Below are 24,706 nucleotides of genomic sequence, written 5' to 3'. Positions count from 1 at the left end.
CGTGGTAGTCGAGACCCTCGTATGCGGGGTTCGCCTTGAATGCCACTGTCTCGGTCAATGAAGTACCCACCGTCGTTCCAATCCGTCGGTCACCCGATCGACATCGTCCTGTGTGCCGAAGATTTCGAGCCGATACAAGTGAGGCACGTGGCACTTGCGGCTGATGATGTCACCGGCGGCGCAGAAGGCGTCGCCGAAGTTGGTGTTCCCTGCGGAGATGACCCCGCGGATGTGGCGCCGGTTGCGCTCGTCGTTGAGGAACCGGATCACCTGCTTGGGAACGGCGCCCTTCTCCTCGCCGCGCCCCTGCCCGCCCCCGTACGTCGGGGTGACAAGCACGAACGGCTCATCCACGACGAGATCCTCGTCGGTGCGGTGCAGCGGTATGCGGCGAGCGGGAAGGCCCAGCTTCTCGACGAAGCGCGCCGTGTTCCCGGAGACGCTGGAGAAGTAGACCAGGAGCGGCGCTGCTGTGGCGACGGCGCTCATGACCTCATCTCCTTCAGGCCAGGCGAGCGGCGAGCTCGTCGATCTTGTCCGGGCGGAAGCCCGACCAGTGGTCCTCATCGGTCACGACGACCGGCGCCTGCATGTAGCCGAGCGCCTTGACCTGCTCGAGCGCCGTGGCGTCCTCGGAGAGGTCGTGGATCTCGTACTCGATGCCCTTGGCGTCCAGCGCCCGGTAAGTGGCATTGCACTGCACGCACGAAGGCTTGGTGTAGACCGTGATCGACATATCGCTTCCCCTCAAATCCTGGTTTTCCGGCAGGCCCCCCGCCGGGACTTCAATACTACATATAGGGACGGACATTCGGACCGACCACAAGGGATAGTAGTTACATCCCTGTAGTTTTCCACCGCTCTCCACTGATACAACACAGGTTGTCCACCGTTTCATCCACAGCCGGCGAACTTTCCCGGACCCCCGCGAACCGCGTCAGATCGCGGCTCTCGGACGGCCGTTGCGGATCCATCCACAGGTAGGACGCTACGCCGGGGTTCGGACATCCGATTTCCTGTGGAGAGGGGTCTCCGGCGTGTCGCGGCGTGTCGCCGCAGCCACCCGTGCTGACGCCGACCGCGCACCCCGGTACCGTTGTCAGGTGGCGGGATATCGGGACCTTCTTCGCACGCCTGGCGTGGCGCGCATGATCGCAGCTCAGCTGACGGCGCGATTCCCCAACGGCATGGCCTCGCTGGCGATCCTCCTGCACGTCGAGCAGCAGACCGGGTCGTACGGCGCCGCCGGTCTCGTGCTCGCCGCGACATCGGTCGGGCAGGCCGTCGCAGGCCCTGTGACCAGTCGCTGGATGGGCGCGTGGGGCATGCGACGGGTCCTCACCCTCACGGCCGCGGTCTGCATCAGCGCCATGCTCTGCCTCGCCCTCCTGCCCCTGCATCTGACCGGCTACATGTTCTTCGGACTGCTCGCCGGACTCTCGACGCCGCCGATCCAGTCGGCCGTGCGCACGATCTACCCGAAGCTCGTCAACTCGTCGCAGCTCACACCGCTGTTCTCGTTGGATGCCTCGCTGCAGGAGATCATCTGGATCCTCGCCCCTGTGGTCATCACGCTCGTCTCCACGCAGATCGGTACGACCCAGGGGCTGCTGCTCGTCGCCGCCTTCCTCGTCGTCGGCTGCGGCTGGTTCATCCTCTCCCCCGAGGTCGGGCGCGTCCGCATCCCACGCAGCCGTCGTGCGTTCGGACGCGTCGTCCTGAAGCCGCCTGTGCTGCTGGCGACACTGACCGGCTTCCTGCTGATCGGCGCCTGCTCGGCGGTCGAGGTCGGCGTCGTCGCGACGTTCGAGCACGGCAGCCTCGAAGCAGGTCTCGTCCTCGCCGTGTTCGCGGTGGGGAGCCTCGTCGGCGGACTCTCACTCGGCCACATCCCGATCGGGCCGTGGGCGATGGCCCGACGCCTCGCCATCGTCACGGTCGGCCTGTCGCTGACCATGGTGACGTTGAACGTGTACTGGCTGGGCGGGACCCTGCTGCTCGCCGGCATCGGCATCGCTCCGGCGCTTGCGGTCATGTTCGCGATCACCACAGCGAGTGTGAAGTTCAGCGAGACAGCGGAGGCGTTCGGCTGGGCCGGAACCGGTCAGCTGATCGGCGCCGCCGCGGGCTCGGCCATCGCCGGGTTCCTCGTCGACAGCACGGGAGGCCCGCAGGGCGCCTACCTGGCCGCGACGCTGTTCGCAATCGTGGGTCTGATCGTCGCGATCGTCTTCGTCCGCGCCTTCCCCGACCTGCGCCACCGCGATCCGAGCCCGTTCCCCGATACCGAACCCGTGGCGGTCACCCCTTCCTGAGTAAGTAGGCTGAGCGCGTGGCTGCTGTGACTCTCCCCCGGCTCTCCTGGGGCGCCCCGGATTCCGCGAAGACCGCCCTGCTCGTGCACGGACTCGGCTCATCAGGCGCCCTCATGTGGCGCATCGGCGACGCGCTCGCCAACGCCGGCTGGCTGGCCGTCGCCATCGACCTGCGCGGCCACGGCGACGCACCGCGCGCCCTCGACTACACGGTCGGCGCGTACGCCGAGGACCTCGCCGCGACCCGCCCGCATCACGGCGGAGCATGGGATGCCGTGATCGGACACTCCCTCGGTGCAGCGGCGAGCACGGTGGCCGCGGCATCCGATCCGGCCTGGACGAACCGGCTCCTCCTGATCGACCCTGCCATCCTGGTCGACGGCCGCGACGCGACGATCGTGCGACGCAGCCAGGAGCGCGCGTTCGCCGACAATCGCATCGAAGTGGTCCGCGAGGAGCATCCGCACTGGCACGAACAGGATCTCGAGCTGAAGATCGATGCGGTCACGCGCGCGAGCGCGTGGGCCGTCGAGCAGACCAGCGCGCAGAATCAGCCATGGGACGTCCGCGATCACGCCGCCCGGCTGGCGATCTCGACCCACGTCATCGGCGCAGACCCGGAGGTCTACAGCCTGTTCACCGGCACGACGGCCGAGGGCGTCCTGGCCGCCAATCCCCGCATCTCGATGTCGATCGTCCCCGGCGCGGGGCACTCTCCGCACCGCGACCAGCCGGACGACACCATGCAGCAGATCCTGGAGGCGCTCTCATGACATTCGACCCCACGGTCCACCTGCCGGACGATCTGCTCGAGCGCATCCGCGAGCGCGCGCCGATCCACGACCGGGAGAACACGTTCCCGCAGCAGGATCTGGACGAACTGCGGGATGCCGGTTACCTCGGCATCCTGGTGCCGACCGACCGTGGCGGAGCGGGACTCGGCCTCGAACAGGTCGCCATCCTGCAGCAGCGACTCGCGACCGCGGCGCCCGCGACCGCGCTGGCGATCAACATGCACCTGGTGTGGACCGGCGTCGCGAAGGTCTTCAGCGATAGAGGCGTGCCAGGACTCGAGTTCGTCCAGGACGGCGCCGCTGCCGGTGAGGTGTTCGCCTTCGGCATCAGTGAGGGAGGCAACGATCTCGTCCTGTTCGGGAGCGACACCGCAGCCGTGCCCCAGCCGGACGGCGGATACGCCTTCACCGGCACGAAGATCTTCACCTCGCTCGCGCCGGTCTGGACGAAACTGGGCCTGCACGGCCTCGACACCACGAGTCCGGACGCCCCGAAGCTGGTCTTCGCCTTCGTCGATCGGACGGATGCCGTGACGACCGGCGACGACTGGGACACCCTCGGCATGCGCGGGACGCAGAGCCGGACCACGCGGCTCGACGGGGCCGTCGCCGCCCCGGAGCAGGTCGTGCGCCGCATCGACCCCGGGCCGAACCCCGATCCGATCGTGTTCGGGATCTTCAGCGTGTTCGAGATCCTGCTCGCGTCCGTCTACACCGGGATCGCACGCCGGGCCTTGAATCTCGCGGTCGAGACGGTGCACAAGCGCCGTTCGAAGAAGACCGGGCTGACCTACAGCCAGGATCCGGACATCCGCTGGCGCATCGCGGAGATGGGGCTCGACTACGACGCCCTTCCTCCGCAGATCGCAGCACTCGCACGCGACGTCGACGCTCTCGCCGACCACGGCGGCCGCTGGTTCACGCTGCTGTCCGGTGTCAAGCATCGGGCGGTCACGATGGCGAAGCGCGTCGTCGACGAGGCGATCCTGACCGCGGGTGGCGGCGCCTACTTCTCGTCCAACGAGCTGTCGCGACTGTACCGCGACGTGCTGGCCGGCATGTTCCACCCGTCGGATCCTGAGTCGGCGCACTCCACCGCGGCGAGCGCATGGCTGGGCCCGCTGGAGAGCTGACCGGCCGCAGACTGCCTACTTGCGGTCGAAGTCGAACGCCTTGAGCAGCTCGGTCACGGCCTGATCGCGCTCGTCACCGCCTTGCTCGAACATGTGAGTGACGTGCGTGCGCAAGTGGTTCTCGAGAAGCAGCCGGTTCAGGGACTCCAAGGACTTCTGGATGGCGCGGGACTGCGTGATGATGTCCATGCAGTACTCCTCGTTCTCGATCATCCGCGCGACGCCGCGCAGCTGCCCCTCGAGGATGCTGGTGCGATGCATGGCGCGCTTCTTGATGTCTTCGATCACCCTTCCGAGGGTACTCGCGTACAGGTGCATGCTCGCGTGCGAGGATGACGACATGGCGCGCACACCGATGGCTCTGCTCTCCCCGGCCGATCAGGAGCGTGCCAGGGCGCTGCGGCGGATGAAGGCCGTCGCTCTCGGCGCCCTGATCGCCATGGCGGTCGCGTTCGTGATCGCGTTCTGGCTGCAGGAGCGATACACCTGGCTGCAGTACGTGCGTGCCGCAGCCGAGGGAGGGATGGTCGGCGCGCTGGCCGACTGGTTCGCTGTCACCGCTCTGTTCCGCAGGCCCCTGGGGCTGCCGATCCCGCACACTGCGATCATCCCGAACCGCAAGGACGAGATCGGCCGTACCCTCGGCGAGTTCGTCGAGACGAACTTCCTCGCAGCCGACGTCGTCCGCGAGAAGCTCTCGCGCACGCGCATCGCCGAACGCGCCGGCGAGTGGCTGCGCGTCCCCGCGCATGCCGAGCGCGTCGCAGCCGAAGGAGCGACGGTCGCCACCGCCGTGCTCAATGCGCTCAGCGACGACGACGTCCGCGACCTCATCGGAGACCTCGCCCGCGAACACCTCATCGACCCTGATTGGGGAACGCCGGCCGGAGTCTGGCTGCAGCGCATCGTCGAGACCGACGCCCACCACGGTGCCGTGGATCTCGCTATCGACAGCATCGCGAACTGGCTGGACGCCAACGCCGAGGCCTTCACCGGGCTCGTCTCGCGTCGGCTGCCGTCGTGGGTGCCCAAGCTGGCGCACCGCTTCGTCGACGACACCGTGTACCGCGAGGCCGTGACGTTCGTCAGCGCCGTGCAGTCCGACCCGCAGCACCCGGCTCGCATCGCGATCGACGGATACCTCGGCCGGCTCGCGGACGGGCTGCAGTACGACCCGGCGACGAGAGCGAAGCTCGAGAACGCGAAGGCGGCCCTGTTCGACAGTCCTCGCGTGGCGGCACTGGCTGCCGAAGCGTGGCACACCGCCAAGGCGGGTCTGCTGACGTCGCTGGCCGACCCCGCGAGCGGGTTGAGGCAGCGCGCAGCGCAGGCGATCCGCGAGATCGGTGAACGCCTGACGACCGAAGAGTCGCTGCAACGCCGCGTCGACACGTGGGTCACGGACGCGGCGGTGTTCCTCGTCGATCGCTACCGCCACGACATCGCGTCGATCATCACCGACACCGTCGAGCGCTGGGACCCGGCGGAGACGACGGAGAAGATCGAGCTCATGGTCGGTCGCGACCTGCAGTACATCCGCCTGAACGGCACGGTGGTCGGTGCTCTCGCGGGCCTCGCCATCTTCACCATCGCCCACAACCTGATCCCCGGAGTCTGACATGGCACTCTCCCACGACCCGCTCTGGCCCCGCGCCGGCTCCTGGCCCGCACCCGACGAGACGATGGATGCCGCGATCATCGGCATCCCCGCATGGCGGACCTCCCTTTCCCCCACCGGCGCGCACGCGACGCCTGCGGCGATCCGCGACGCCCTGCAGCGTTACAGCACGACGCTCATCGGCCCCCCTGCGGTGGATCTGAACGAGCTGCTGCGGATCGCGGATGCCGGAGACGTCGCCGACGCGGACACCGACGTCGAGGGTGTCGTGGCGCGGGTGCGCGCTCTGCAGCCCGCCTTCGCCATCGCCCTGGGCGGGGACAACTCCGTGACCTATCCCGTCGCCCGCGGCGCCGGCGCGACCGGGCTCATCACGTTCGACGCGCACTTCGACCTGCGCGACGGCGTCTCCAACGGATCCCCCGTGCGCCGCCTCATCCAGGATGCGCCGGACGGCGAACGCATCGACGGGTCGCGCGTCGTGCAGATCGGCATCGCGGACTTCGCCAACTCGGCGGCCTATGTCCGGCGCGCGACGGACTGGGGCATCCGCGTCATCACGCTGGACGAGATGCGTCGGCGCGGCATCGCGGACGTCGTCGCCGAGGCCGTCGCGGTCGCCGGTGCGGATGCCGCGGCACGCGTGCATCTCGACATCGACGTCGACGTGTGCGATCGCTCGGTCGCGCCCGGTTGCCCGGCGAGCGTTCCCGGGGGCCTCGCCGCGTGGGAGCTGCGAGCGCTCACGCGCGCCGTGGCATCCGATCCCCGCGTCGTCAGCGCCGACATCGCCGAGGTGGATGCCACGGCGGACGCGCCTGATGGGCGAACGGTCCGGCTGGCTGCGCTGTGCGTGCTCGAACTGCTGGCCGGTCTCGCGTCGCGGGTCTGATGCGGCTCAGGCCGGCGAGTCGTCCGCGTGTCTGGCGAGAGAGCGCGCGTAGCGCTCGGTCAGTTGGACCATGACATCCGGCGTGTCCCGATCCACCCCGAAGACGTAGCCGGGGAAGTCCAGTTCCCGCTGGGCCGCCGCGATCTCCTCGTGCCGATCCGGCGAGAGCACCAGGACGGGGTCGCCGACGGCGACCCACCCGATCGGGACCACGGCATCCTCCGGCAGCACCGTGCGCAGATGCACCACGGCGTTGATGCGGACCTCGGCCCTGTCGCCGATGTGGGCGCCGTTGAACACGCGCGTCCCCGTGGCGAGGAACACCTCGTCGCCGACCACCGCACCGGACACCGACGCACCGGGGCCGATCAGCACGTGATCGCCGATGTGCACGGGATTGGCCGAACTCGCGCGGACGATCGCATTCTCCATGACGATCACGTGCGCGCCGAGCGTGATCGGTCCGCCCTCTGCCGTGATCACGGCGCCATGCAGCACCTGGCAGTCCGGTCCGATCGTCACATCCCCGGAGATGACGGCGGTGGGCGCGATGACGGCGGTGTCGTCGATACGGGGGCGAGCCCCGAGGTGCTCGTACAGCATGCCGTCAGCGTACTCCGGCATCCGTCCTGCGCGGCGAAGGCCCTGGCGGGCGTGCCCAATCCCGGATGCTCGGTGGCCAGGTCGGCGTGCCGCTGAGACGACACGCCGACCGGGTTGTGCACCATCCGGGATGAGGGACGCGATGCCGCCGGCCGGACGTGTCAGGATGCCGCGGGCGTGGCGGCCGGCTCGTGCGTGCGCTGCGTGTCGTGCGCCTCGCGCACGCTCATGATCGCGAAAGCGCCGGCGATGGCGATGATCACGACGGCTGCCGGAATCGACAGTGCGCTCCATCCGCTGACCCCGACGACGCCCGCGGCTGCCGCCGCGCCGAGCGCGATGCCGCCGTTGAACAGCACCGGCATCAAGGCTCCGGCGAACTCGCGGTGCGCAGGTCCTGCGATTCGAAGGATGAGCGTCTGCGCGAGTGGCGGGAACGCGCCGGAGGCGACGCCCCACAGCGCCACCACAGCCAGCGAGGCCACCGGCGACGTGATCAGCGTTGCGGCGACAGCGATGCCGGTGAGAGCGATCGAGATCGCCAGAGCGCGTGTGGTCCCACGGCCGACGCGTGCGGCGAGCGCGACGCCGACCGCGGATGCGATCCCGAAGGCGAACAAGAGCGCCCCTATTCCGCCCGGCAGGATGGACGCCGCCGGTTCGGCGAGACGCGTGACGAACGTGTAGGCGCCGTAGTGGCCGATCAGCGCGATCGCCACCAGCGACGCGACAGCGACGAGCCGTGCGATGCCGCCGCCCGAAGACTGCGCACGACCTGTCTGTGACGTCACCGCGCCGCGGGGGATCGAGGGGACGATGATCCGGATCGTGACCGCGGCAGCCACCAGCAGCACGGCGAGAGCAGCGAACGCGATCCGCCAATCCGTGGCATCTGCGATCAGACGGGAGAGCGGCGTGCCGATCACCACGCCGAGCGTCGCTCCACCCAGGACGATCCCGATGGCTCGGCCGAGCAGGCGGTCCTCGACGATACCGGCCACGAACGCGTTCACCGTCGCCCACAGGAGCCCGACGGCCGCGGCGCCGAGCATGCGCGCGGCCATGGCGAAGCCGAAGCCCGGTGCGACCGCCGTCAGCACCGACGAGATCGCGGCAGTGAGCAGGCCGATGACGATGACGGTGCGAGCGGGCCACCGACGTGCGAGTCGGCTGAGCGGAAAGCTGGCGAGCACCACCACTCCAGCCCAGACGGAGACCAGCATCGCGGTCTGCGCTTCCTCAACCCCGAGCCCGGCGCTCATCGGTCCGAGAACAGCGGTGGGGAGCATCTCGGCAGCGACCATGAGCAGTGTTGCAAGGCCGAGAGTGAGCGTGATGGCCCATGGAAAAGCTGATGCCTGTGGAGCGGTTGTCTGTGTCATGCTTGAGACGGTAGACCTTGACACTAATGTCAATGTCAATTCGAATCGAGGGACTATCGTGAAGATCGGCGAGCTGTCCGAGCGCACCAGGGTTGCGACACGCCTCATCCGCTACTACGAGCAGCAGGGACTGCTCAGCGTCGAGCGCTCGGACAATGGATACCGCCAGTACTCGGAGTCCGATGTCGAACGCATCGAGCGCGTCGCCGGGCTCGTCCGTGCCGGCATCCCGACTCGACTCGTGAAGGTTCTCCTCGACGTCGAGGACCTCGCGGATCGCAACGACATCGTCTGCACCAGGACCGTCGCCACGATGCTGGTCGACGAGCTCGGCGGGCTCGAGGACCGCATCGCCTGCCTGACGCGCAGCCGCGACACGATTCGAGAGTACGTCGCACAAACACACGGCGAGTTGCTCGAGCAGAGCACCGTCTGAGCAGAGGCGTCAGGAAGCGGCAGGCACCGGCTCGGGGAACAACGCCGTGAACAGCTGACCGACCCACTCCAGCAGCCCGGCATCGGTCGGCGCCTCGCCCCCGGGCCGCGGAAGCGGCACGACGAGCGCCTCTCCCCCTCCGACGAGCTTGGCGTTGGGGTACAGGCGCTGCAGCCGGATCTTCATCGAATCCTCCAGGTGTGCGGGTGCGACGCGCAGGTTCGAGCCCATCGCGACAACATCCGCCAGCCCCGCCTTGGCAGCCCTGCGACGGAGACGCGCGATCGCGAAGAGGCCTTCGACCTCATCCGGTGGCGTGCCGTACCGGTCGACGAGCTCCTCTCGGACCAGGTCGATCGCGTCGTCCTTGGCCGTCGCGGCCGCTGCCGCCGACAGCTTCTGGTACGCCTCCAGGCGCAGCCGTTCGCTGTCGATGTACGTCTCGGGGATGCGGGCATCCACCGGAAGCTCCATGCGCAGCTCGCCGCCGGTCTCGGTCTCCTCACCGCGGAAGGTCGCCACGGCCTCGCCGATCATGCGCAGATAGAGGTCGAAGCCCACTCCGGCGATATGACCCGCCTGCTCGGCACCGAGCAGGTTGCCGGCACCGCGCAGCTCGAGATCCTTCAGCGCGACCTGCATGCCGGAGCCGAGGTCGTTGTTGATCGCGATCGTCTGCAGGCGGTCGGCAGCCGTCTCGGACAGCTCCTTGCCGTCGTCGTAGAGGAAGTACGCGTACGCGCGCTCTCGGCCGCGGCCGACGCGACCACGCAGCTGGTGCAGCTGGCTGAGCCCGTACTTGTCGGCGCGGTCGATGATGATCGTGTTGGCGTTGGAGATGTCCAGGCCCGTCTCGACGATGGTGGTGCACACGAGCACGTCGTACTTGCGCTCCCAGAAATCGTCGACGACCTGCTCGAGCTGATGCTCGCCCATCTTCCCGTGCGCCACGGCGATGCGGGCCTCCGGTACCAGCTCGGCGAGCTCGCTGGCGATCCGCTGGATCGACTGCACGCGGTTGTGGACGAAGAAGACCTGGCCCTCGCGCAGGATCTCTCGCCGGATCGCCGCCGCGATCTGCTTGTCGCTGCGTGCGCCGACGAAGGAGAGGATCGGATGCCGGTCCTCCGGCGGGGTCTGCAGGGTCGACATCTCGCGGATGCCGGTGACGGCCATCTCGAGCGTCCGCGGGATCGGCGTCGCACTCATCGCGAGGATGTCGACGTTCGTCTTCATCTTCTTCAGCGTGTCCTTGTGCTCGACGCCGAAGCGCTGCTCCTCGTCGATGATCATGAGCCCGAGGTCCTTGAACATCACCTGATCGGTGAGGATGCGGTGCGTGCCGATGACCATGTCGACGGATCCGTCGATGAGTCCCTGCAGCGTGAGGCGGGCGTCCTTGTCGGTCTGGAAGCGCGAGAGCGGGCGCACCTTGACCGGGAACCCGGCGAAGCGCTCGGTGAACGTCTCGAGATGCTGCTTCACGAGCAGCGTCGTCGGCACGAGCATCGCGACCTGCTTGCCGTCCTGGATCGCCTTGAACGCGGCGCGGACGGCGACCTCGGTCTTGCCGAACCCGACGTCGCCCGACAGCAGGCGGTCCATCGGGATCGGCCGCTCCATATCGGCCTTGATCTCATCGATCGTCTGGAGCTGATCCGGCGTCTCGGCGAACGGGAACGCCTCTTCCAACTCGCGCTGCCACGGCGTGTCAGGGCCGAACGCGTGCCCCTTCGCCGACATGCGCGCGGAGTACAGCTTCACCAGCTCGACCGCGATGTCGCGTACGGCCCTGCGCGCCTTGCCCTTCGCCGCAGACCAGTCGCTGCCGCCCATCTTGGACAGCACCGGCGCCTCGCCGCCGACGTACTTCGACAGCAGATCGAGCTGATCGGTCGGCACGTACAGCTTGTCGCCGGGATAGCCGCGCTTGGACGGCGCGTATTCGAGGACGAGGTAGTCGCGCGTGGTCTTGGTCGCGTTGCGGCCGCCGCTAGACACCTCGCGCTGCGTCATCTCCACGAAACGGGCGATGCCGTGGGTCGCGTGCACGACGTAGTCGCCCTGCTTGAGCTGCAGAGGATCCACGACGTTCTTGCGCCGCGACGCGAGCTTCTTGACGACGCGCTGGTCGCCGCCGATCGTGCGTCCGTAGAACTCGTTGTCGGTGAGGACGGCGAGCTTCGCCTCCGGCACCTGGAACCCGCTCTCGACGGATCCCGTCACGAGCGTCGCGACGCCGGCCGCCGGGGCATCCACCAGGCTGTCGACGATGCGCGCGGCGACGCCGCGGTCGCTGAGCACGTCGCGCGCGCGCTCGACGAGTCCGGCACCGGAGGCGATGACCACGACCCGCCAGCCGTCGGTCACGCGGGCTTCGACGAACGCGATCGCGCCGTCGACGTTGCCGTGGAAGGACGGGATGATCGACGCGTCGATGTTCTCGGCATCCGTGTCGTCCGTCGCGAACGGGCTCAGCCGCCAGAAGACGCCGTCCCGCTCCGCGACGACCTCGCGCAGCTGCGCGACCGTGAGGAAGTCGCCGGCCCCGAGGTCGATCGGCGCCGAGGCGCCGGAGGTGGCGGCGCTCCAGGCGGCATCGAGGAACTCACGGTTCGTGTCGCCGAGGCTCTGCGCACGGGTCGTCGAGCGCTCCGGGTCGACGAGCGCGGTCGCCGAGCCCTCTGGCAGGTACTCCACGAGGGACTGGAGGGGGCCGGCGACGGCCGGCAGCAGCGACTCCATGCCCTCGACCGGGATGCCCTCGGCCATCTTCTCCAGCATCCCGGCGATCGCGGGAAATGCGCCGACGAGCGCGCGAGCGCGCTCGCGCACATCGGCCGTGAGCAGCAGTTCGCGGCTGGCCGGCAGATCGACCCGATCGACATCACCGGGGAGCGAACGCTGATCGGCGACCGAGAACGCCCGGATCTGATCGACCTCGTCGCCGAAGAACTCGACACGATAGGGATGCTCTGACGCCGCAGGGAAGACATCCAGGATGCCGCCTCGGACGGCGAACTCGCCTCGCCGGGACACCATGTCGACGCGCGTGTAGGCGCGCTCGACGAGCTGCTCGACCGCGTGCTCGAGCTCGATGCCCCGCCCGCCGACGACGAGTTCGAGCGGCGCCGCATCGCCGAGGTTGCCGGCGATGGGCTGCAGGGCCGCCCGCACCGATGCGACGACGACGAGCGGACGCTCGCCGGTCCACGTGGTGATGCGGCGCAGCGTGTCCAGGCGACGGCCGACGGTGTCAGGGCTCGGGCTGAGCCGCTCATGGGGCAGCGTCTCCCAGGCCGGAAAGTCGAGGATCTCGGCATCCGGCAGGTAGGCCGAAAGCGCCAGCGCGAGCGACTCGGCACGGCGGCCGGTGGGCGCGATCGCCAGCAGGGACGCCGGGTGCCCGCCCTGCGCCCGTTTGCGCAGCAGGCCGGCGAGCGCGGGCGCGTCGAGTCCATCGACCAGGCCGAGGTCGGCGTCGGTCTGCGCCCAGGTCAAGGCGTCGCGGTACAGAGACGCCTCTTCCAAGGCGCGCAGAATCCCCGGAACAGTCACCTGACCAGCTTATGCCGCGCCTCCGACACCGGTCCCCATAGGATGCCGGGATGGAACCCGTCGTGCTGAGAACCGACCGCCTCGAACTGCGTGCACCGACGGCATCCGATGTCGACGCCATCGAGGCGGCCTGCCAGGACCCCGAGATCCCGCGGTGGACGACCGTGCCCAGTCCGTACTCGCGCGAGCACGCGGAAGGGTTCGTGGACTTGGTCGCGCAGTGGTGGGCGGACGACAGCCAGGCGATCTGGGGCATCTATTCGGACGACGTGCTCGTCGGCGTGGTCGGGCTGCACCACATCACCCCGAGCATCGACGGAGCTCACGCCGAGCTCGGCTACTGGATGGTCGCGGAGCACCGGGGTCAGGGCATGCTCGTCGAAGCGTGCCGCGCGGTGGTCGACTGGGCGTTCGCCGAGAGAGGCTTCGCCAGGATCAACTGGCAGGCTGTCGCGGGGAACATCCCCTCGGCGCGCACCGCTCGCGCGCTCGGATTCCGCTATGAGGGCCTGCAGCGGCAGGGCCTGGTGAGTCCCCGCGGCCGGGACGACGGCTGGTTCGCAGGCCTGTTGGCGACCGACGATCGCGCGCCGGTGGACTGGCCGGTCCTGGGCTGACGACGCCGCAGGGGGTGACGACGTCGGACGCCGGTGACAGGATGGCTGCATGCCTGAGATGCCGGAGGTCCAGGGACTCGTCGACTTCCTCGGCGAGCGCGCCGCAGGACGCACGATCACGAAGACGAGCGTCGGTGCGGTCGCCGCGCTGAAGACGTTCGATCCACCGAACACGGCGCTGCACGGTGCGACGATCACGGGTGCTTCGCGGCACGGCAAGTTCGTCGATCTCGCGCGCGGCGACGACCTGCACCTCGTCTTCCACCTCGCCAAGGCCGGATGGCTGCGCTGGTACGACGAACTGCCGACCACGCTCATCAGGCCCGGCAAGAGCCCCATCGCCCTGCGCGTCGCACTCGACGACGGCAGCGGATTCGATCTGACCGAAGCCGGCACCAAGAAGTCGCTCGCCGTCTACGTCGTGCGCGACCCGCAGGACGTGCCTGGCATCGCACGCCTCGGACCCGACCCGCTCACCCCCGACTTCACCCGCGACGTGTTCGCCGGCCTGCTCGCCGGCCGGCGCATGCAGATCAAGGGACTCCTGCGCGATCAGGGCGTGATCGCAGGCATCGGCAACGCCTACAGCGATGAGATCCTGCACGCGGCGCGGATGTCGCCGTATGCGATCGCCGCGACGCTCGACGACGGCGAGATCGACCGACTCTACGCGGCGATGCAGGAGACCGTGCGCGAGGCCGTCGCCGCGGCATCCGGCAAGCCGCCGGCCGACCTCAAGGACGCCAAGCGCCGCGGGATGCAGGTGCACGCCCGCCGAGGCGAGGCCTGCCCGGTCTGCGGCGACACCGTGCGCAGCGTGTTCTTCGCCGACCGCTCACTGGAGTACTGCCCGACCTGCCAGACCGGCGGCAAGGTGCTCGCCGACCGCCGACTGTCCCGGTTGCTGAAATGACCCCGCCGACACGGAATGAAATCCGCTCAGGTGCGTTGAGTACACTCAGAGCGATAAACGTGCTCCGGGGTCGGTGGGAATCCGAACCGGCGGTGACAGTCCGCGAACGTCTCGGTTCATCCGAGACGCCGATCCGGTGGAAATCCGGAACCGACGGTGATGCGAGGGAGACCTCTCGCTAGTCCGGATGGGAGGCAGCACGATGCGCGTACGCGCGCATTCGACCACCCCCGGAGCCTTCACGAAGGACGACGGATGGCAGTGACCGAGGCTGAGCGCCGGGCGATGACCCGCGCCCTCGAACTCGCCGTCCGCGGACCTCGGGGCGCGAACCCGCAGGTCGGCGCGGTGTTCCTCTCCCCCGCAGGCGACATCATCGCCGAGGGATGGCACCGCGGCGCCGGCACCGCTCACGCGGAGGTCGACGCGCTCTCGCACCTCGTGCCGGACCAGGCCCGCGGCGCCACCGCGGTCGTCACCCTCGAGCCGTGCAATCACACCGGTCGCACCGGGCCGTGCGCACTCGCGCTCATCGAGGCGGGCGTGCGCCGCGTCGTCTACGCCCTGGACGATCCGGGGGCCGTATCCGGCGGCGGCGCCGAACGCCTGCGCGCCGCCGGTATCGAGGTCGAAGCCGGCGAGCAGGCGGATGCCGCGCGCACCGTCGTGGCGGATTGGCTGACAGCGGGGCGCCTGGGCCGCCCGCACGTCACCGTGAAGTGGGCGCAGAGCCTGGACGGCCGCGCCGCGGCGGACGACGGCACGAGCCAGTGGATCACCGGTCCCGAGGCGCGCGCTGATGTGCACCGCCGGCGCGCGGCATCCGATGCGATCGTCGTGGGCACGGGGACGGCTCTCGCGGACGATCCGTCGCTCACCGCGCGTGACGGCGACGCCCTGTACCCCCACCAGCCGATTCCTGTCGTGATCGGGTCGCGGGAGATCCCCGCGACCGCGGCGCTGCACCGCCACCCGCAGGGATTGCTCCGGTTCGACACCCACGACCTGCGCGCCGTGCTCTCCGACCTGCACGAGCGCGGCGTCCAGCGCGTCTTCATCGAGGGCGGACCCACGCTCGCCAGCGCGTTCATCGCGGCCGACCTCGCCGACGAGGTCCTCGCCTACATCGCACCCGTCCTGCTCGGCGGTGGGCGCCTCGCGCTCACCGACATCGGCGTCGGATCGATCGGCGAGGCACGACGGCTCAGGGTCGTCGAACGCGCCTGGGTGGGAGACGACCTGCTCCTGATCGCGCACCCCGTCACGGAAGAAGGAAGCTGATGTTCACCGGAATCATCACCGAGATCGGCGAGATCACCGCCATCGCACCGTCCGGAGACGGCTGGCGCCTCACCGTCCGCGCCCCCGGCGCGGCTGCCGACGCCGTCCACGGCGAGTCCATCGCGGTATCCGGCGTCTGCCTCACCGTCGTCGACTCGACACCGGAGACCTTCGACGCCGACGTCATGAAGCAGACTCTCGACGTCTCGGCGCTGGCCGCGGCATCCGTCGGCTCGCGCGTCAACATCGAGAAGGCGATGCCGGTCGGCGCGCGCCTGGGCGGGCACATCGTCCAGGGGCACGTGGATGGCATCGGCCGCATCGTCGAGGTTCGACCGGGTGATCAGTGGAGCGTCCTGCGCGTGGCCGTGCCCGCGGACCTCGCGCCGCTCGTCGTCGACAAGGGCTCCATCTCGATCGACGGCACCTCGCTCACGGTGAGCGCCGTGAGCAGCCCTTCGGCGGGCTCAGGGACCAGCGGAGATGGACACTGGCTCGAGGTCTCACTGATCCCCGAAACCCTCGCCGCCACCACACTCGGCGGCCGCGCCGTCGGCGACGTCGTCAATCTCGAGACGGACATCCTGGCCCGTCACGTCGAGCGCCTGCTCGCGTTCCGCTCTGCTCCGGAAGGAGGCTCGCGATGAGCCTTGCCACCATTCCTGCGGCCCTGGACGCCCTGCGCGCCGGCCGCCCCGTGATCGTCGCGGACGACGAGAACCGTGAGAACGAGGGCGATGTCATCCTGTCGGCCGAACTCGCGACCCCCGAGTGGGTGGCGTGGACCGTTCGGTGGTCCTCCGGATTCATCTGCGCCCCGATGCCCACCGACCTGGCCGACCAGCTGAACCTCCCGCCGATGGTCGAGGCCAACGAGGATGCGCGTTCGACGGCGTACACGGTCAGCGTGGATGCCGCGGAGGGCGTCACGACCGGCATCAGCGCGCACGACCGCGCACACACGCTCAACGTCCTGGCGAACCCGGAATCCACGTCCACGAGCCTCATCCGCCCCGGGCACATCCTTCCGCTGCGCGCCGTCGACGGCGGCGTCCGGGAGCGCAGCGGCCACACCGAGGCCGCGGTCGAGCTCATGAAGCTCGCGGGCCTGCGCCCGGTCGGCGCGATCGCCGAGGTCGTCGCCGAGGACGGCAGCATGATGCGCCTGCCAGGGCTCATCGAGCTCGGCGAGCGGGACGACGTCCCGGTCATCACGATCGAGCAGCTCATCGCCCACCTGAACGAGGTGGATCCGCGGGAGGCGTCGGCCGCGGCATCCGCGACGGGCAAGCGCCGTGTCAGCCTGCGGGCGGACGCGACCGTCCCGACCGAGCACGGCACGTTCCGCTTCCTCGCGTACAAGGACCGGGTCACCGGCACCGACCACCTCGCGGTCGTCTCCGGCGAACCGGGCGAGACCGCGCTGGTGCGTGTGCACTCCGAGTGCCTGACAGGTGAGGCCTTCGGCTCGCTCAAGTGCGAGTGCGGTCCGCAGTTGGATGCCGCGCTCGACGCGATCGAGCAGGACGGCGGTGTCGTCATCTACATGCGCGGTCACGAGGGCCGCGGGATCGGGCTCATCAACAAACTGCGCGCCTACAGCCTGCAGGAGGACGGACTCGACACCGTCGACGCCAACCTCGCCCTCGGGCTCCCCGCCGACGCCCGCGAATACGCCGCCGCCGCCGGAATCCTCAGTGATCTCGGGATCTCGAAGGTGCGCCTGCTCACCAACAACACCGACAAGGTGAAGCAGTTGCGCGAGCTCGGGTTGGATGTCATCGAGCAGGTGCCGCTGATCGTCGGCGTCGGCCCGAACAACCACCAGTACCTCGAGACCAAGCGCGACCGCATGGGTCACATCATCGGAGAGGCGGAGCTCGCAGAGGCTCTCGCCAACGGAAAGGACAAGGCATGAGCGGCGCAGGAGCCCCCACCCCGCAGCAGCCGATCGACGCGACCGGACTGAACGTCGTGATCATCGCCGGCACGTGGCACGACACGATCACCGACGGACTGATCGCTGGTGCCGAGCGCACGCTGAACGCCGCACACGCCACGCATCGGCTCGTGCGCGTGCCCGGTTCGTTCGAGCTGGCGCTGGCCGCGCAGGCTGCCTTCGCCGGCGGAGCGGATGCCGTAGTCGCGCTCGGCGTCATCATCCGCGGCGGCACACCGCACTTCGAGTACGTGTCGGCCGCCACGACCGACGGGCTGACCCGGGTGTCGCTGGATGCCGGAAAGCCGGTGGGATTCGGTGTGCTCACCCTCGACGACGAGAAGCAGGGACTGGATCGCGCCGGCCTCGAGGGCTCCAAGGAGGACAAGGGCGCGGAGGCCGCGGATGCCGCGATCCGCACGGCGCTGCTCGTGAAGCAGTTGCGCGGCTGAGTCGAGCCGGACCCAGGTCAGGGCGACCTACCTAGCGCATCGGCGCCGGGAGGCCTAACGTGAGCGTCATGGAGACCCTGCGCCACATCGTCCTGTTCATCCACCTGATCGGCTTCGCGACGCTGTTCGGCGCGTGGGCGACGCAGGCGTTCGGAGGGAAGCGGCAGTTCGGCAAGATCATGGAGTACGGACTCCTGATCGCCGGGATCGCCGGCCTGATCCTCGCGGCCCCGTGGGGTCTGCCGGAGGGCGTCGAGCCGAACTACATCAAGATCGGCGTCAAGCTCGTGATCCTGATCGCCATCGGCGGACTGGTCGGCGCCGGGCTGGCGCGGCAGAAGCGCGGAACCCCGGTTTCACCGGCGGTCTTCTGGCTGGTCGGAATCCTGACCGCCACGAACGCCGCCATCGCGGTGCTCTGGCGCTGACGCCGCCCAGCAGCTGACGCGTTTCGACTCGCTCCGCTCGCTCAACGAACGAGGGGCCCCGAGTCGAAACGGACCGTGCGGCTGAGGTCGGTCAACGGGGGCGCGGCGGAGCCGTGCTCTCGCGGATGACGAGCTCCGTGCCGATCAGAGGCATCGAGGTCGTGGTCTCACCGTCCAGTTCGGCGAGAAGCAGGTCGACCGCGGCCGCGCCGACGCGTTCCGGATGCTGCTGGACGGTCGTCAGCGGCGGCCACAGCTGCGCGGCATCCGGCAGTCCGTCGAAGCCGACGATGCTGACCTCGCCTGGGACGTCCCGGCCGACCTCGCGGAACGCACGCAGCACGCCGATCGCCATCTGGTCGTTCGCAGCGAAGACGGCGGTCACGTCCGGCTCGTCGCGCAGCCTGAGGCCGGCGAGATAGCCGGAGTCGGCCGACCAGTCCCCCACGAGAGCTTCGGGCACGCGGCATCCGCGCGCCTCGAGCGTCTCCTGCCAGGACTGCCGACGACGCTCGGCGGAGTACGACTTCGCCGGACCCGCCACGTGCCACACCGTCTCATGGCCGAGCCCGAGCAGATGCTCCGTGGCCAGCCGAGCGCCCTGCGCCTGATCGGTGTCGACGAACGGGCGCGTGCTCTCCCGGCTCGAGTCGACGAACACGATCGGCACCCCTGCGGGGATCTCGACCGCCGATTCGTCCAACTGGTGCGCCTCGATGACGATCACGATGCCGTCCACCGCGTGCTCCTCGAGCCTGCGGAATGCCCCCGCCACGGTCTCGGTAGCGCTGGATTCGATCGGGATGAGCGTGAGCGCGTATCCGGCCTGCGCCGCGCGAACTGCGATCGCATCGAGCGTGCGCTGATTGCCGTACGAGCTGAACGAGAACATCACGACGCCGATCGCCCGGAATCGCCCGGAGCGCAGCGCCCGCGCCGCGCTGTTGGGCCGATAACCCAACTGCTGCATGGCCTCTTCGACCCGCGTGCGCGTGGCGGCACCGACGTAGCCGCGCGCGTTCACGACACGCGACACGGTCTGCCCTGAAACGCCGGCCGCTCTGGCGACGTCCTCCATCGACGGTTCACGTCTGCGCTGCGGCGACTCTGCCGAAAGCTCTGGGGACACGATCATTCATCCGTTCATGTGTTGACGTTGACACACTAGCACCGCATCGCATATGTTGACGTTGACATATCGGCGCACGTCGCGCCCACCAACGTAAGAAGGTTCGTCGATGACGACACAGCTCGCCGCAGCGCCAGCGGCCACCGGTACACCACGCCGGGAACGGCGCGACTGGAAGGGATGGGCCTTCGTCGGCCCGTTCATGGTCGTGTTCGCCCTGGTCTTCCTCACCCCGCTCCTCTATGCGCTGTATCTGAGCTTCTTCCAGGACAAGCTCGTCGGCGGGACCGCATTCGTCGGCTTCGACAACTACGTGCGCGCCCTGACCGACTCGCAGTTCTGGGAGGCGTTCGGACGGGTCGCGATCTTCCTCGTGATCCAGGTGCCGATCATGCTGGTGCTCGCTCTCGCCGCAGCACTCGCGCTGGACAGCGCCCGGCTGCGCGGAGCATCGTTCTTCCGCATCCTGATCTTCCTGCCCTATGCGGTGCCGGCCGTCGTGGCCGTCCTCATGTGGGGCTACATCTACGGCGACCAGTTCGGTCTCACGGCGAACATCAACGACTTCCTCGGCATCGACGCGATCACGCCGTTCGCCAAGGAGTGGATGCTCGTCTCGATCGGCAACATCGTCACGTGGGAGTTCGTCGGCTACAACATGCTGATCTTCTACTCCTCGCTCAAGACCATCCCGACCGACATGTACGAGGCCGCCGCCCTGGACGGCGCCGGCGCCTGGCGGACGATCTTCTCGATCAAGATCCCGTCGGTGCGCGGCGCCCTCGTGATCGCCACGATCTTCTCGATCATCGGCAGTTTCCAGCTCTTCAACGAGCCGAACATCCTTCGGCCGCTCGCGCCGAACGTGATCACGACGTACTTCACACCGAACATGTACGCGTACAACCTGTCCTTCGCCGGGCAGCAGTTCAACTACTCGGCCACCATCGCCATCATCATGGGCGTCATCACCGCCGTGATCGCCTACGTCGTGCAGCTGCGCGGCTCGAACCCGGAGGTGCGCTGAGATGGCTCTCCCCCTCGCCCGCGACGCACGCAGGAAGAACGACCCGCTGAACCCGCGCAAGTCCAAGACGCTGCTGATCGTGATGATCGCGTACGCGCTGTACACGCTCATCCCGCTGGTGTGGCTGCTGTTCGCCTCGACCAAGACGCAGTCGGGCCTGTTCAGCTCGTTCGGCCTGTGGTTCGCCGACGACTTCGCGTTCTTCGACAATCTCGTGGAGACCTTCACCTACCGGGACGGCATCTTCCTGCGGTGGCTCGGAAACACTCTGCTCTACGTCGTCGTCGGCGCGGGCGGCGCGACGCTACTGGCGACCATGGCCGGCTACGGACTCGCGAAGTACCGTTTCCCCGGTCGACGCGCCGTGTTCGCGATCGTGCTCGGCGCGGTGGCGGTCCCCGGCACAGCGCTGGCGGTTCCGACCTTCCTGCTCTTCAGCGAGCTGGGGCTCACGAACACGCCGTGGGCGGTGATCATCCCATCGCTGATCAGCCCGTTCGGGCTCTACCTCATCTGGGTGTTCGCGTCCGAATCGATCCCGACCGAGCTGCTCGAAGCCGCGCGCATCGACGGCGCCGGCGAGTTCCGGACGTTCTTCACGATCTCGATGCGCCTGCTGGCTCCCGGCATCGTGACGGTCGCACTGTTCACGGTCGTCGCGACCTGGAACAACTACTTCCTCCCTCTGATCATGCTCTCCGACCCTGCCTGGTATCCGCTGACCGTGGGCCTGAACCAGTGGAGCGCGCAGGCCATCGGCGCCGGATCCCAACCGATCTACAACCTCGTGATCATGGGTTCGCTCATCACCATCATCCCGATCGTGATCGCCTTCCTCATGCTGCAGCGCTTCTGGCAGTCCGGTCTCACGGCCGGCGGCGTCAAGCAGTAGCCCTCGACTCCCCTGAATGCACCACCACGAAAGGACACAGCAATGAAGCACCTTCCCTCCCCCGCCCTCCGGCGGACCCTCACGGCGGTCGCTGCCGGGACGGTCGCGGCCCTCGCACTGGCCGGTTGCAGCACCGGCGGCGGCGATGACGGCGGCGCAGCCGGCGACGGCTCGTTCTCCTCCGTCGAGGCCGCGCTCGAAGCCGGCGGAGAGATCACGTACTGGTCGTGGACGCCGTCCGCCGAGGCCCAGGCCGCCGCGTTCGAAAAGGCGTACCCGAACGTCACGGTCAACGTCGTCAACGCCGGAACGAACAACGACGAGTACACCAAGCTGCAGAACGCGATCAAGGCGGGCTCCGGCGCGCCGGACGTCGTCCAGGTCGAGTACTACGCCTTCCCGCAGTTCGCGCTGACCGACGCCTTCGTCGACCTCTCGCAGTACGGATTCTCGGACTTCGAGGACGACTACACGGCGTCCACCTGGAACTCCGTGACGGACGGCGACGCCATCTACGGCCTCCCGCAGGACTCCGGCCCCATGGCGCTGTTCTACAACAAGGCCGTCTTCGACGAGCTCGGTCTGGCCGTTCCCGCGACGTGGGACGAGTACTACGAGGCCGCCAAGGCGATCCACGCCGCCGACCCGACGAAGTACATCACCAACGACATCGGCGACGCCGGCTTCGCGACGAGCATGATCTGGCAGGCCGGCGGCCAGCCGTTCGCAACGGACGGCACCGACGTCACCATCGACCTGGCCGACGAGGGCTCGGCGAAGTGGACAGAGAACTGGAACCGTCTCGTAGAGGAGGGCCTCATCGCCCCCACCGGCAGCTGGAGCGACGAGTGGTTCCGCGGCCTCGGCGACGGCAGCATCGCGACGCTCGTGATCGGCGCCTGGATGCCGGGCAACCTGATCTCCGGCGCCCCCGACGGCGCGGGTGACTGGCGCGTCGCACCGATGCCGACCTACGACGGCGAAGCGGCCAGCGCCGAGAACGGCGGCGGTGGCCAGGCCGTGACGAAGCAGAGCGAGAACCCCGAGCTCGCTGCCGGCTTCCTGTGGTGGCTGAACAACAGCGAGGAGAGCATCGACATCTTCCTCGAATCCGGCGGTTTCCCGTCGACGTCGGCTGAGCTGGCCGACGAGGAGTTCCTCGCCGACGCACCGGAGTACTTCGGCGGCCAGAAGATCAACGAAGTGCTCGCCGCCGCAGCGAACGACGTGGTCGAGGGCTGGAACTACCTGCCCTACCAGGTGTACGCGAACAGCATCTTCGGCGACACCGTCGGCCAGTCGTACCAGAACGGGACCGACCTGAACGACGGCCTCGCGGACTGGCAGGACGCGCTCGAGCAGTACGGCAATGAGCAGGGCTTCTCCGTCAACAAGTGATATCCAGGGTCGGGGTGCGCGCGCTCGGTCTTCGGGCGCCCGCACCCCGACCCATCCTCTTCTCCGAAAGCACGGCACGTGACCACCTTCTCCATCGGCGACACCGATTTCCTCCGCGACGGCGCTGCGCACCGCATCCTCTCCGGCGCGCTGCACTACTTCCGCGTGCACCCCGACCAGTGGCAGGACCGCATCCGCAAGGCCCGGCTGATGGGGCTCAACACGATCGAGACCTACGTCGCCTGGAACGCGCATGAGCCGCGTCGCGGCGAGTGGGATGCCACCGGCTGGAACGACCTGGGCCGATTCCTCGACCTCGTCGCGGCCGAGGGGATGGACGCGATCGTCCGCCCAGGTCCGTACATCTGCGCGGAGTGGCACAACGGCGGCCTGCCGACCTGGGTCGACGCCGATGAGCGGACGCTGCGCTCCTCCGATCCGGCGTATCTCGCCGACGTCACCGGGTTCCTCGAGCGCGTGTACGAGATCGTCGAGCCGCGGCAGATCCATCGCGGAGGCTCGGTCGTCCTCGTCCAGATCGAGAACGAGTACGGCGCCTACGGCTCCGACAAGGCCTACCTCGAAGAGCTCGTCCGGCTCACCCGAGCCTGCGGCATCGAGGTGCCGCTCACCACGGTCGACCAGCCCACCGACCAGATGCTCGCGGACGGCAGCCTGCCCGAACTGCACAAGACCGGCTCATTCGGCTCCCGCAGCACCGAACGCCTGACGACGCTGCGCAGGCACCAGAAGACCGGTCCACTCATGTGCTCCGAGTTCTGGGACGGCTGGTTCGACTGGTGGGGCGGTGTGCATCACACGACCGATGTCGACGCTGCGGCCGGCGACCTCGATGCCCTGCTCGCCGCCGGCGCCTCGGTCAACATCTACATGTTCCACGGCGGCACGAACTTCGGTCTCACCAACGGTGCGAACCACAAGGGCCGCTATCTTCCGCTGGTGACCTCGTACGACTACGACGCCCCGCTCGACGAAGCCGGAAACCCGACCGCGAAGTTCTTCGCTCTGCGCGACGTCATCGCCAAATACGCACCGGTCCCCGACGAGGTCCCGCCCGCGGCGCGGCCCGCACCGGAGCTCTCCGTCGAGCTGCTGCCCGCGGGGGCGTGGACGGATGCCGCAGCCACCGCACCCGCCTCCGAGAAGCCGGCCTCGTTCGACGACCTCGGCCACCTCAGCGCCCTGGTGCGCTACGACGCCGAGCTGCCGGAGGGCTTCGCCGGCGGCATCCTGCGGGTGGACGAAGAGATCCGCGATCTGGCCTGGGTGAGCGTCGACGGAAAGCGCGTCGGAACGCTCGCGCGCACCCGCCACGACCGCGCCATCGAGCTGCCCGCCGGCCGGCGCCTCAGCATCCTCGTCGAGGACCAGGGTCGGGTGAACTACGACCACCGTCTGGGTGAGCACAAGGGCATGATCGGCGCTCCCCTGCTGGACGGCGTGGCGCTCGGCGGATGGACGTCGACGTCGCTGGACGTGGCGGAGATCGCGGCGGGAATCGCTGTCGGAAGCGCCGCGGAGGGCGAGGGCCCCGTCGCGTACACGGCCGATTTCACGCTGGATGCCGCGGCTGACCTGTTCCTGGACACCTCGGTGTGGAGCAAGGGGTACGCGTTCGTGAACGGCTTCTTCCTCGGTCGCTACTGGCGCAACGGGCCGCAGCGCACGCTGTTCGTGCCCGGTTCTGTCACCCGCGCCGGCGACAACCGCATCGTCGTGCTCGAACTGGAGAACGTACTGGAGCCGGTCGCCTCCTTCGTCGCCGAGGCCGCCCTCGGCGACCTCAGCGAGTGACGCGACACGTCGTAATCCCACAGGGAATGCACAGCCGGGCGTAAACTCCGGTGTGCTCTTTTCCCCACACGAGCACACCGGAGG

Annotated in this window: 24 protein-coding genes and 1 riboswitch; of the genes, 17 read left to right on the top strand and 7 right to left on the bottom strand. The window is 68.8% G+C overall.

From position 1 onward, the window contains the following. Nucleotides 1–54: 54 nt before the first annotated feature. Together nrdI and nrdH are read right to left on the bottom strand one after the other, a co-directional pair. A complete protein-coding gene (gene nrdI, locus AC3ANJ_RS05980; RefSeq protein ID WP_406246046.1) occupies nt 55–489 on the bottom strand; it encodes a class Ib ribonucleoside-diphosphate reductase assembly flavoprotein NrdI in 435 nt (144 codons plus the stop codon). A 13-nt stretch (nt 490–502) separates the two neighbouring features. Beyond that, complete coding sequence (gene nrdH, locus AC3ANJ_RS05975; RefSeq protein WP_285636399.1) at nt 503–736, bottom strand: glutaredoxin-like protein NrdH; 234 nt, start codon at nt 734–736, stop codon at nt 503–505. A gap of 412 nt (nt 737–1,148) precedes the next feature. Between nrdH and AC3ANJ_RS05970 the strand changes: the two genes are divergently transcribed. From AC3ANJ_RS05970 to AC3ANJ_RS05960, 3 genes are read left to right on the top strand one after another with little or no spacing between them, the layout of a single operon-like run. Then, complete coding sequence (locus tag AC3ANJ_RS05970; protein WP_488318679.1) at nt 1,149–2,315, top strand: MFS transporter; 1,167 nt, start codon at nt 1,149–1,151, stop codon at nt 2,313–2,315. 17 nt (nt 2,316–2,332) lie between these two features. Continuing rightward, entirely contained in the window at nt 2,333–3,088 is a 756-nt protein-coding gene (locus tag AC3ANJ_RS05965) for an alpha/beta fold hydrolase (protein WP_488318678.1), read from the top strand. Continuing rightward, a complete protein-coding gene (locus tag AC3ANJ_RS05960; protein ID WP_488318677.1) occupies nt 3,085–4,242 on the top strand; it encodes an acyl-CoA dehydrogenase family protein in 1,158 nt (385 codons plus the stop codon). Before AC3ANJ_RS05965 ends, AC3ANJ_RS05960 begins: the two co-directional genes overlap by 4 nt. A 15-nt stretch (nt 4,243–4,257) precedes the next feature. Here AC3ANJ_RS05960 and AC3ANJ_RS05955 read toward each other — a convergent pair whose 3' ends face one another. Further along, nucleotides 4,258–4,530 (bottom strand): metal-sensitive transcriptional regulator, encoded by a 273-nt coding sequence (locus AC3ANJ_RS05955; RefSeq protein ID WP_264155381.1) that lies wholly within the window; start codon nt 4,528–4,530, stop codon nt 4,258–4,260. Between the two features lie 52 nt (nt 4,531–4,582). On the opposite strand from AC3ANJ_RS05955, the gene AC3ANJ_RS05950 reads away from it, so the two are divergent. Both AC3ANJ_RS05950 and AC3ANJ_RS05945 read left to right on the top strand, forming a co-directional pair. After that, nucleotides 4,583–5,860: a DUF445 domain-containing protein gene (locus AC3ANJ_RS05950; protein ID WP_488318676.1), complete on the top strand. Its 1,278-nt coding sequence runs from the start codon at nt 4,583–4,585 to the stop codon at nt 5,858–5,860. 1 nt (nt 5,861) lies between these two features. Continuing rightward, nucleotides 5,862–6,752 carry an arginase family protein gene (locus AC3ANJ_RS05945; protein ID WP_488318675.1) on the top strand — a complete coding sequence of 297 codons (891 nt, stop codon included), beginning with the start codon at nt 5,862–5,864 and terminating at the stop codon, nt 6,750–6,752. A gap of 6 nt (nt 6,753–6,758) precedes the next feature. On the opposite strand, the gene AC3ANJ_RS05940 is transcribed toward AC3ANJ_RS05945, so the two are convergent. Both AC3ANJ_RS05940 and AC3ANJ_RS05935 read right to left on the bottom strand, forming a co-directional pair. After that, nucleotides 6,759–7,355 carry a gamma carbonic anhydrase family protein gene (locus AC3ANJ_RS05940; RefSeq protein WP_488318674.1) on the bottom strand — a complete coding sequence of 199 codons (597 nt, stop codon included), beginning with the start codon at nt 7,353–7,355 and terminating at the stop codon, nt 6,759–6,761. A gap of 161 nt (nt 7,356–7,516) precedes the next feature. Next, nucleotides 7,517–8,737 carry an MFS transporter gene (locus AC3ANJ_RS05935; protein ID WP_488318673.1) on the bottom strand — a complete coding sequence of 407 codons (1,221 nt, stop codon included), beginning with the start codon at nt 8,735–8,737 and terminating at the stop codon, nt 7,517–7,519. Between the two features lie 58 nt (nt 8,738–8,795). On the opposite strand from AC3ANJ_RS05935, the gene AC3ANJ_RS05930 reads away from it, so the two are divergent. Next, complete coding sequence (locus AC3ANJ_RS05930) at nt 8,796–9,173, top strand: MerR family transcriptional regulator (RefSeq protein WP_488318672.1); 378 nt, start codon at nt 8,796–8,798, stop codon at nt 9,171–9,173. A gap of 9 nt (nt 9,174–9,182) precedes the next feature. Here AC3ANJ_RS05930 and mfd read toward each other — a convergent pair whose 3' ends face one another. Continuing rightward, nucleotides 9,183–12,731, bottom strand: a complete 3,549-nt coding sequence (gene mfd / locus AC3ANJ_RS05925; RefSeq protein WP_488318671.1) for a transcription-repair coupling factor — start codon at nt 12,729–12,731, stop codon at nt 9,183–9,185. 50 nt (nt 12,732–12,781) lie between these two features. Between mfd and AC3ANJ_RS05920 the strand changes: the two genes are divergently transcribed. The 7 genes from AC3ANJ_RS05920 to AC3ANJ_RS05890 all read left to right on the top strand — a co-directional run bounded on the left by AC3ANJ_RS05920 (nt 12,782) and on the right by AC3ANJ_RS05890 (nt 18,361). Further along, nucleotides 12,782–13,348: a GNAT family N-acetyltransferase gene (locus tag AC3ANJ_RS05920; protein WP_488318670.1), complete on the top strand. Its 567-nt coding sequence runs from the start codon at nt 12,782–12,784 to the stop codon at nt 13,346–13,348. A gap of 49 nt (nt 13,349–13,397) precedes the next feature. Next, a complete protein-coding gene (locus tag AC3ANJ_RS05915) occupies nt 13,398–14,261 on the top strand; it encodes an Fpg/Nei family DNA glycosylase (RefSeq protein WP_488318669.1) in 864 nt (287 codons plus the stop codon). 55 nt (nt 14,262–14,316) lie between these two features. Further along, a riboswitch (FMN riboswitch) is annotated at nt 14,317–14,466 on the top strand. Between the two features lie 50 nt (nt 14,467–14,516). Next, nucleotides 14,517–15,542, top strand: coding sequence for a bifunctional diaminohydroxyphosphoribosylaminopyrimidine deaminase/5-amino-6-(5-phosphoribosylamino)uracil reductase RibD (gene ribD / locus AC3ANJ_RS05910; RefSeq protein ID WP_488318668.1), 1,026 nt, complete (start codon nt 14,517–14,519; stop codon nt 15,540–15,542). Beyond that, nucleotides 15,542–16,189 carry a riboflavin synthase gene (locus AC3ANJ_RS05905; protein ID WP_488318667.1) on the top strand — a complete coding sequence of 216 codons (648 nt, stop codon included), beginning with the start codon at nt 15,542–15,544 and terminating at the stop codon, nt 16,187–16,189. Before ribD ends, AC3ANJ_RS05905 begins: the two co-directional genes overlap by 1 nt. Further along, entirely contained in the window at nt 16,186–17,460 is a 1,275-nt protein-coding gene (ribA, locus tag AC3ANJ_RS05900; protein ID WP_488318666.1) for a GTP cyclohydrolase II, read from the top strand. The genes AC3ANJ_RS05905 and ribA overlap by 4 nt, the downstream gene beginning before the upstream one ends. Then, on the top strand, nt 17,457–17,933 hold the full coding sequence (ribH, locus tag AC3ANJ_RS05895) for a 6,7-dimethyl-8-ribityllumazine synthase (protein WP_406246063.1): 477 nt from the start codon (nt 17,457–17,459) through the stop codon (nt 17,931–17,933). Before ribA ends, ribH begins: the two co-directional genes overlap by 4 nt. A 68-nt stretch (nt 17,934–18,001) precedes the next feature. Further along, on the top strand, nt 18,002–18,361 hold the full coding sequence (locus AC3ANJ_RS05890; RefSeq protein ID WP_488318665.1) for a Fe-S protein: 360 nt from the start codon (nt 18,002–18,004) through the stop codon (nt 18,359–18,361). A 91-nt stretch (nt 18,362–18,452) separates the two neighbouring features. On the opposite strand, the gene AC3ANJ_RS05885 is transcribed toward AC3ANJ_RS05890, so the two are convergent. Then, on the bottom strand, nt 18,453–19,439 hold the full coding sequence (locus tag AC3ANJ_RS05885; RefSeq protein ID WP_488319236.1) for a LacI family DNA-binding transcriptional regulator: 987 nt from the start codon (nt 19,437–19,439) through the stop codon (nt 18,453–18,455). A gap of 160 nt (nt 19,440–19,599) precedes the next feature. Here AC3ANJ_RS05885 and AC3ANJ_RS05880 point away from each other — a divergent pair, with 160 nt between their 5' ends. The 4 genes from AC3ANJ_RS05880 (at nt 19,600) to AC3ANJ_RS05865 (ending at nt 24,622) form a co-directional block, all read left to right on the top strand. Then, nucleotides 19,600–20,517: a carbohydrate ABC transporter permease gene (locus AC3ANJ_RS05880; RefSeq protein ID WP_488318664.1), complete on the top strand. Its 918-nt coding sequence runs from the start codon at nt 19,600–19,602 to the stop codon at nt 20,515–20,517. 1 nt (nt 20,518) lies between these two features. Continuing rightward, the gene (locus tag AC3ANJ_RS05875) at nt 20,519–21,409 is read left to right on the top strand and encodes a carbohydrate ABC transporter permease (RefSeq protein ID WP_488318663.1); all 891 of its coding nucleotides are present in this window, start codon (nt 20,519–20,521) and stop codon (nt 21,407–21,409) included. Nucleotides 21,410–21,451: 42 nt separating this feature from the next. After that, nucleotides 21,452–22,807, top strand: a complete 1,356-nt coding sequence (locus tag AC3ANJ_RS05870) for an ABC transporter substrate-binding protein (protein ID WP_488318662.1) — start codon at nt 21,452–21,454, stop codon at nt 22,805–22,807. Nucleotides 22,808–22,885: 78 nt separating this feature from the next. Beyond that, complete coding sequence (locus AC3ANJ_RS05865) at nt 22,886–24,622, top strand: glycoside hydrolase family 35 protein (protein ID WP_488318661.1); 1,737 nt, start codon at nt 22,886–22,888, stop codon at nt 24,620–24,622. Nucleotides 24,623–24,706: the final 84 nt, after the last annotated feature.

The sequence above is a fragment of the Microbacterium sp. STRO-1N genome (genome assembly GCF_057748015.1).
This window is presented reverse-complemented; position numbering and strand designations above follow the sequence as displayed.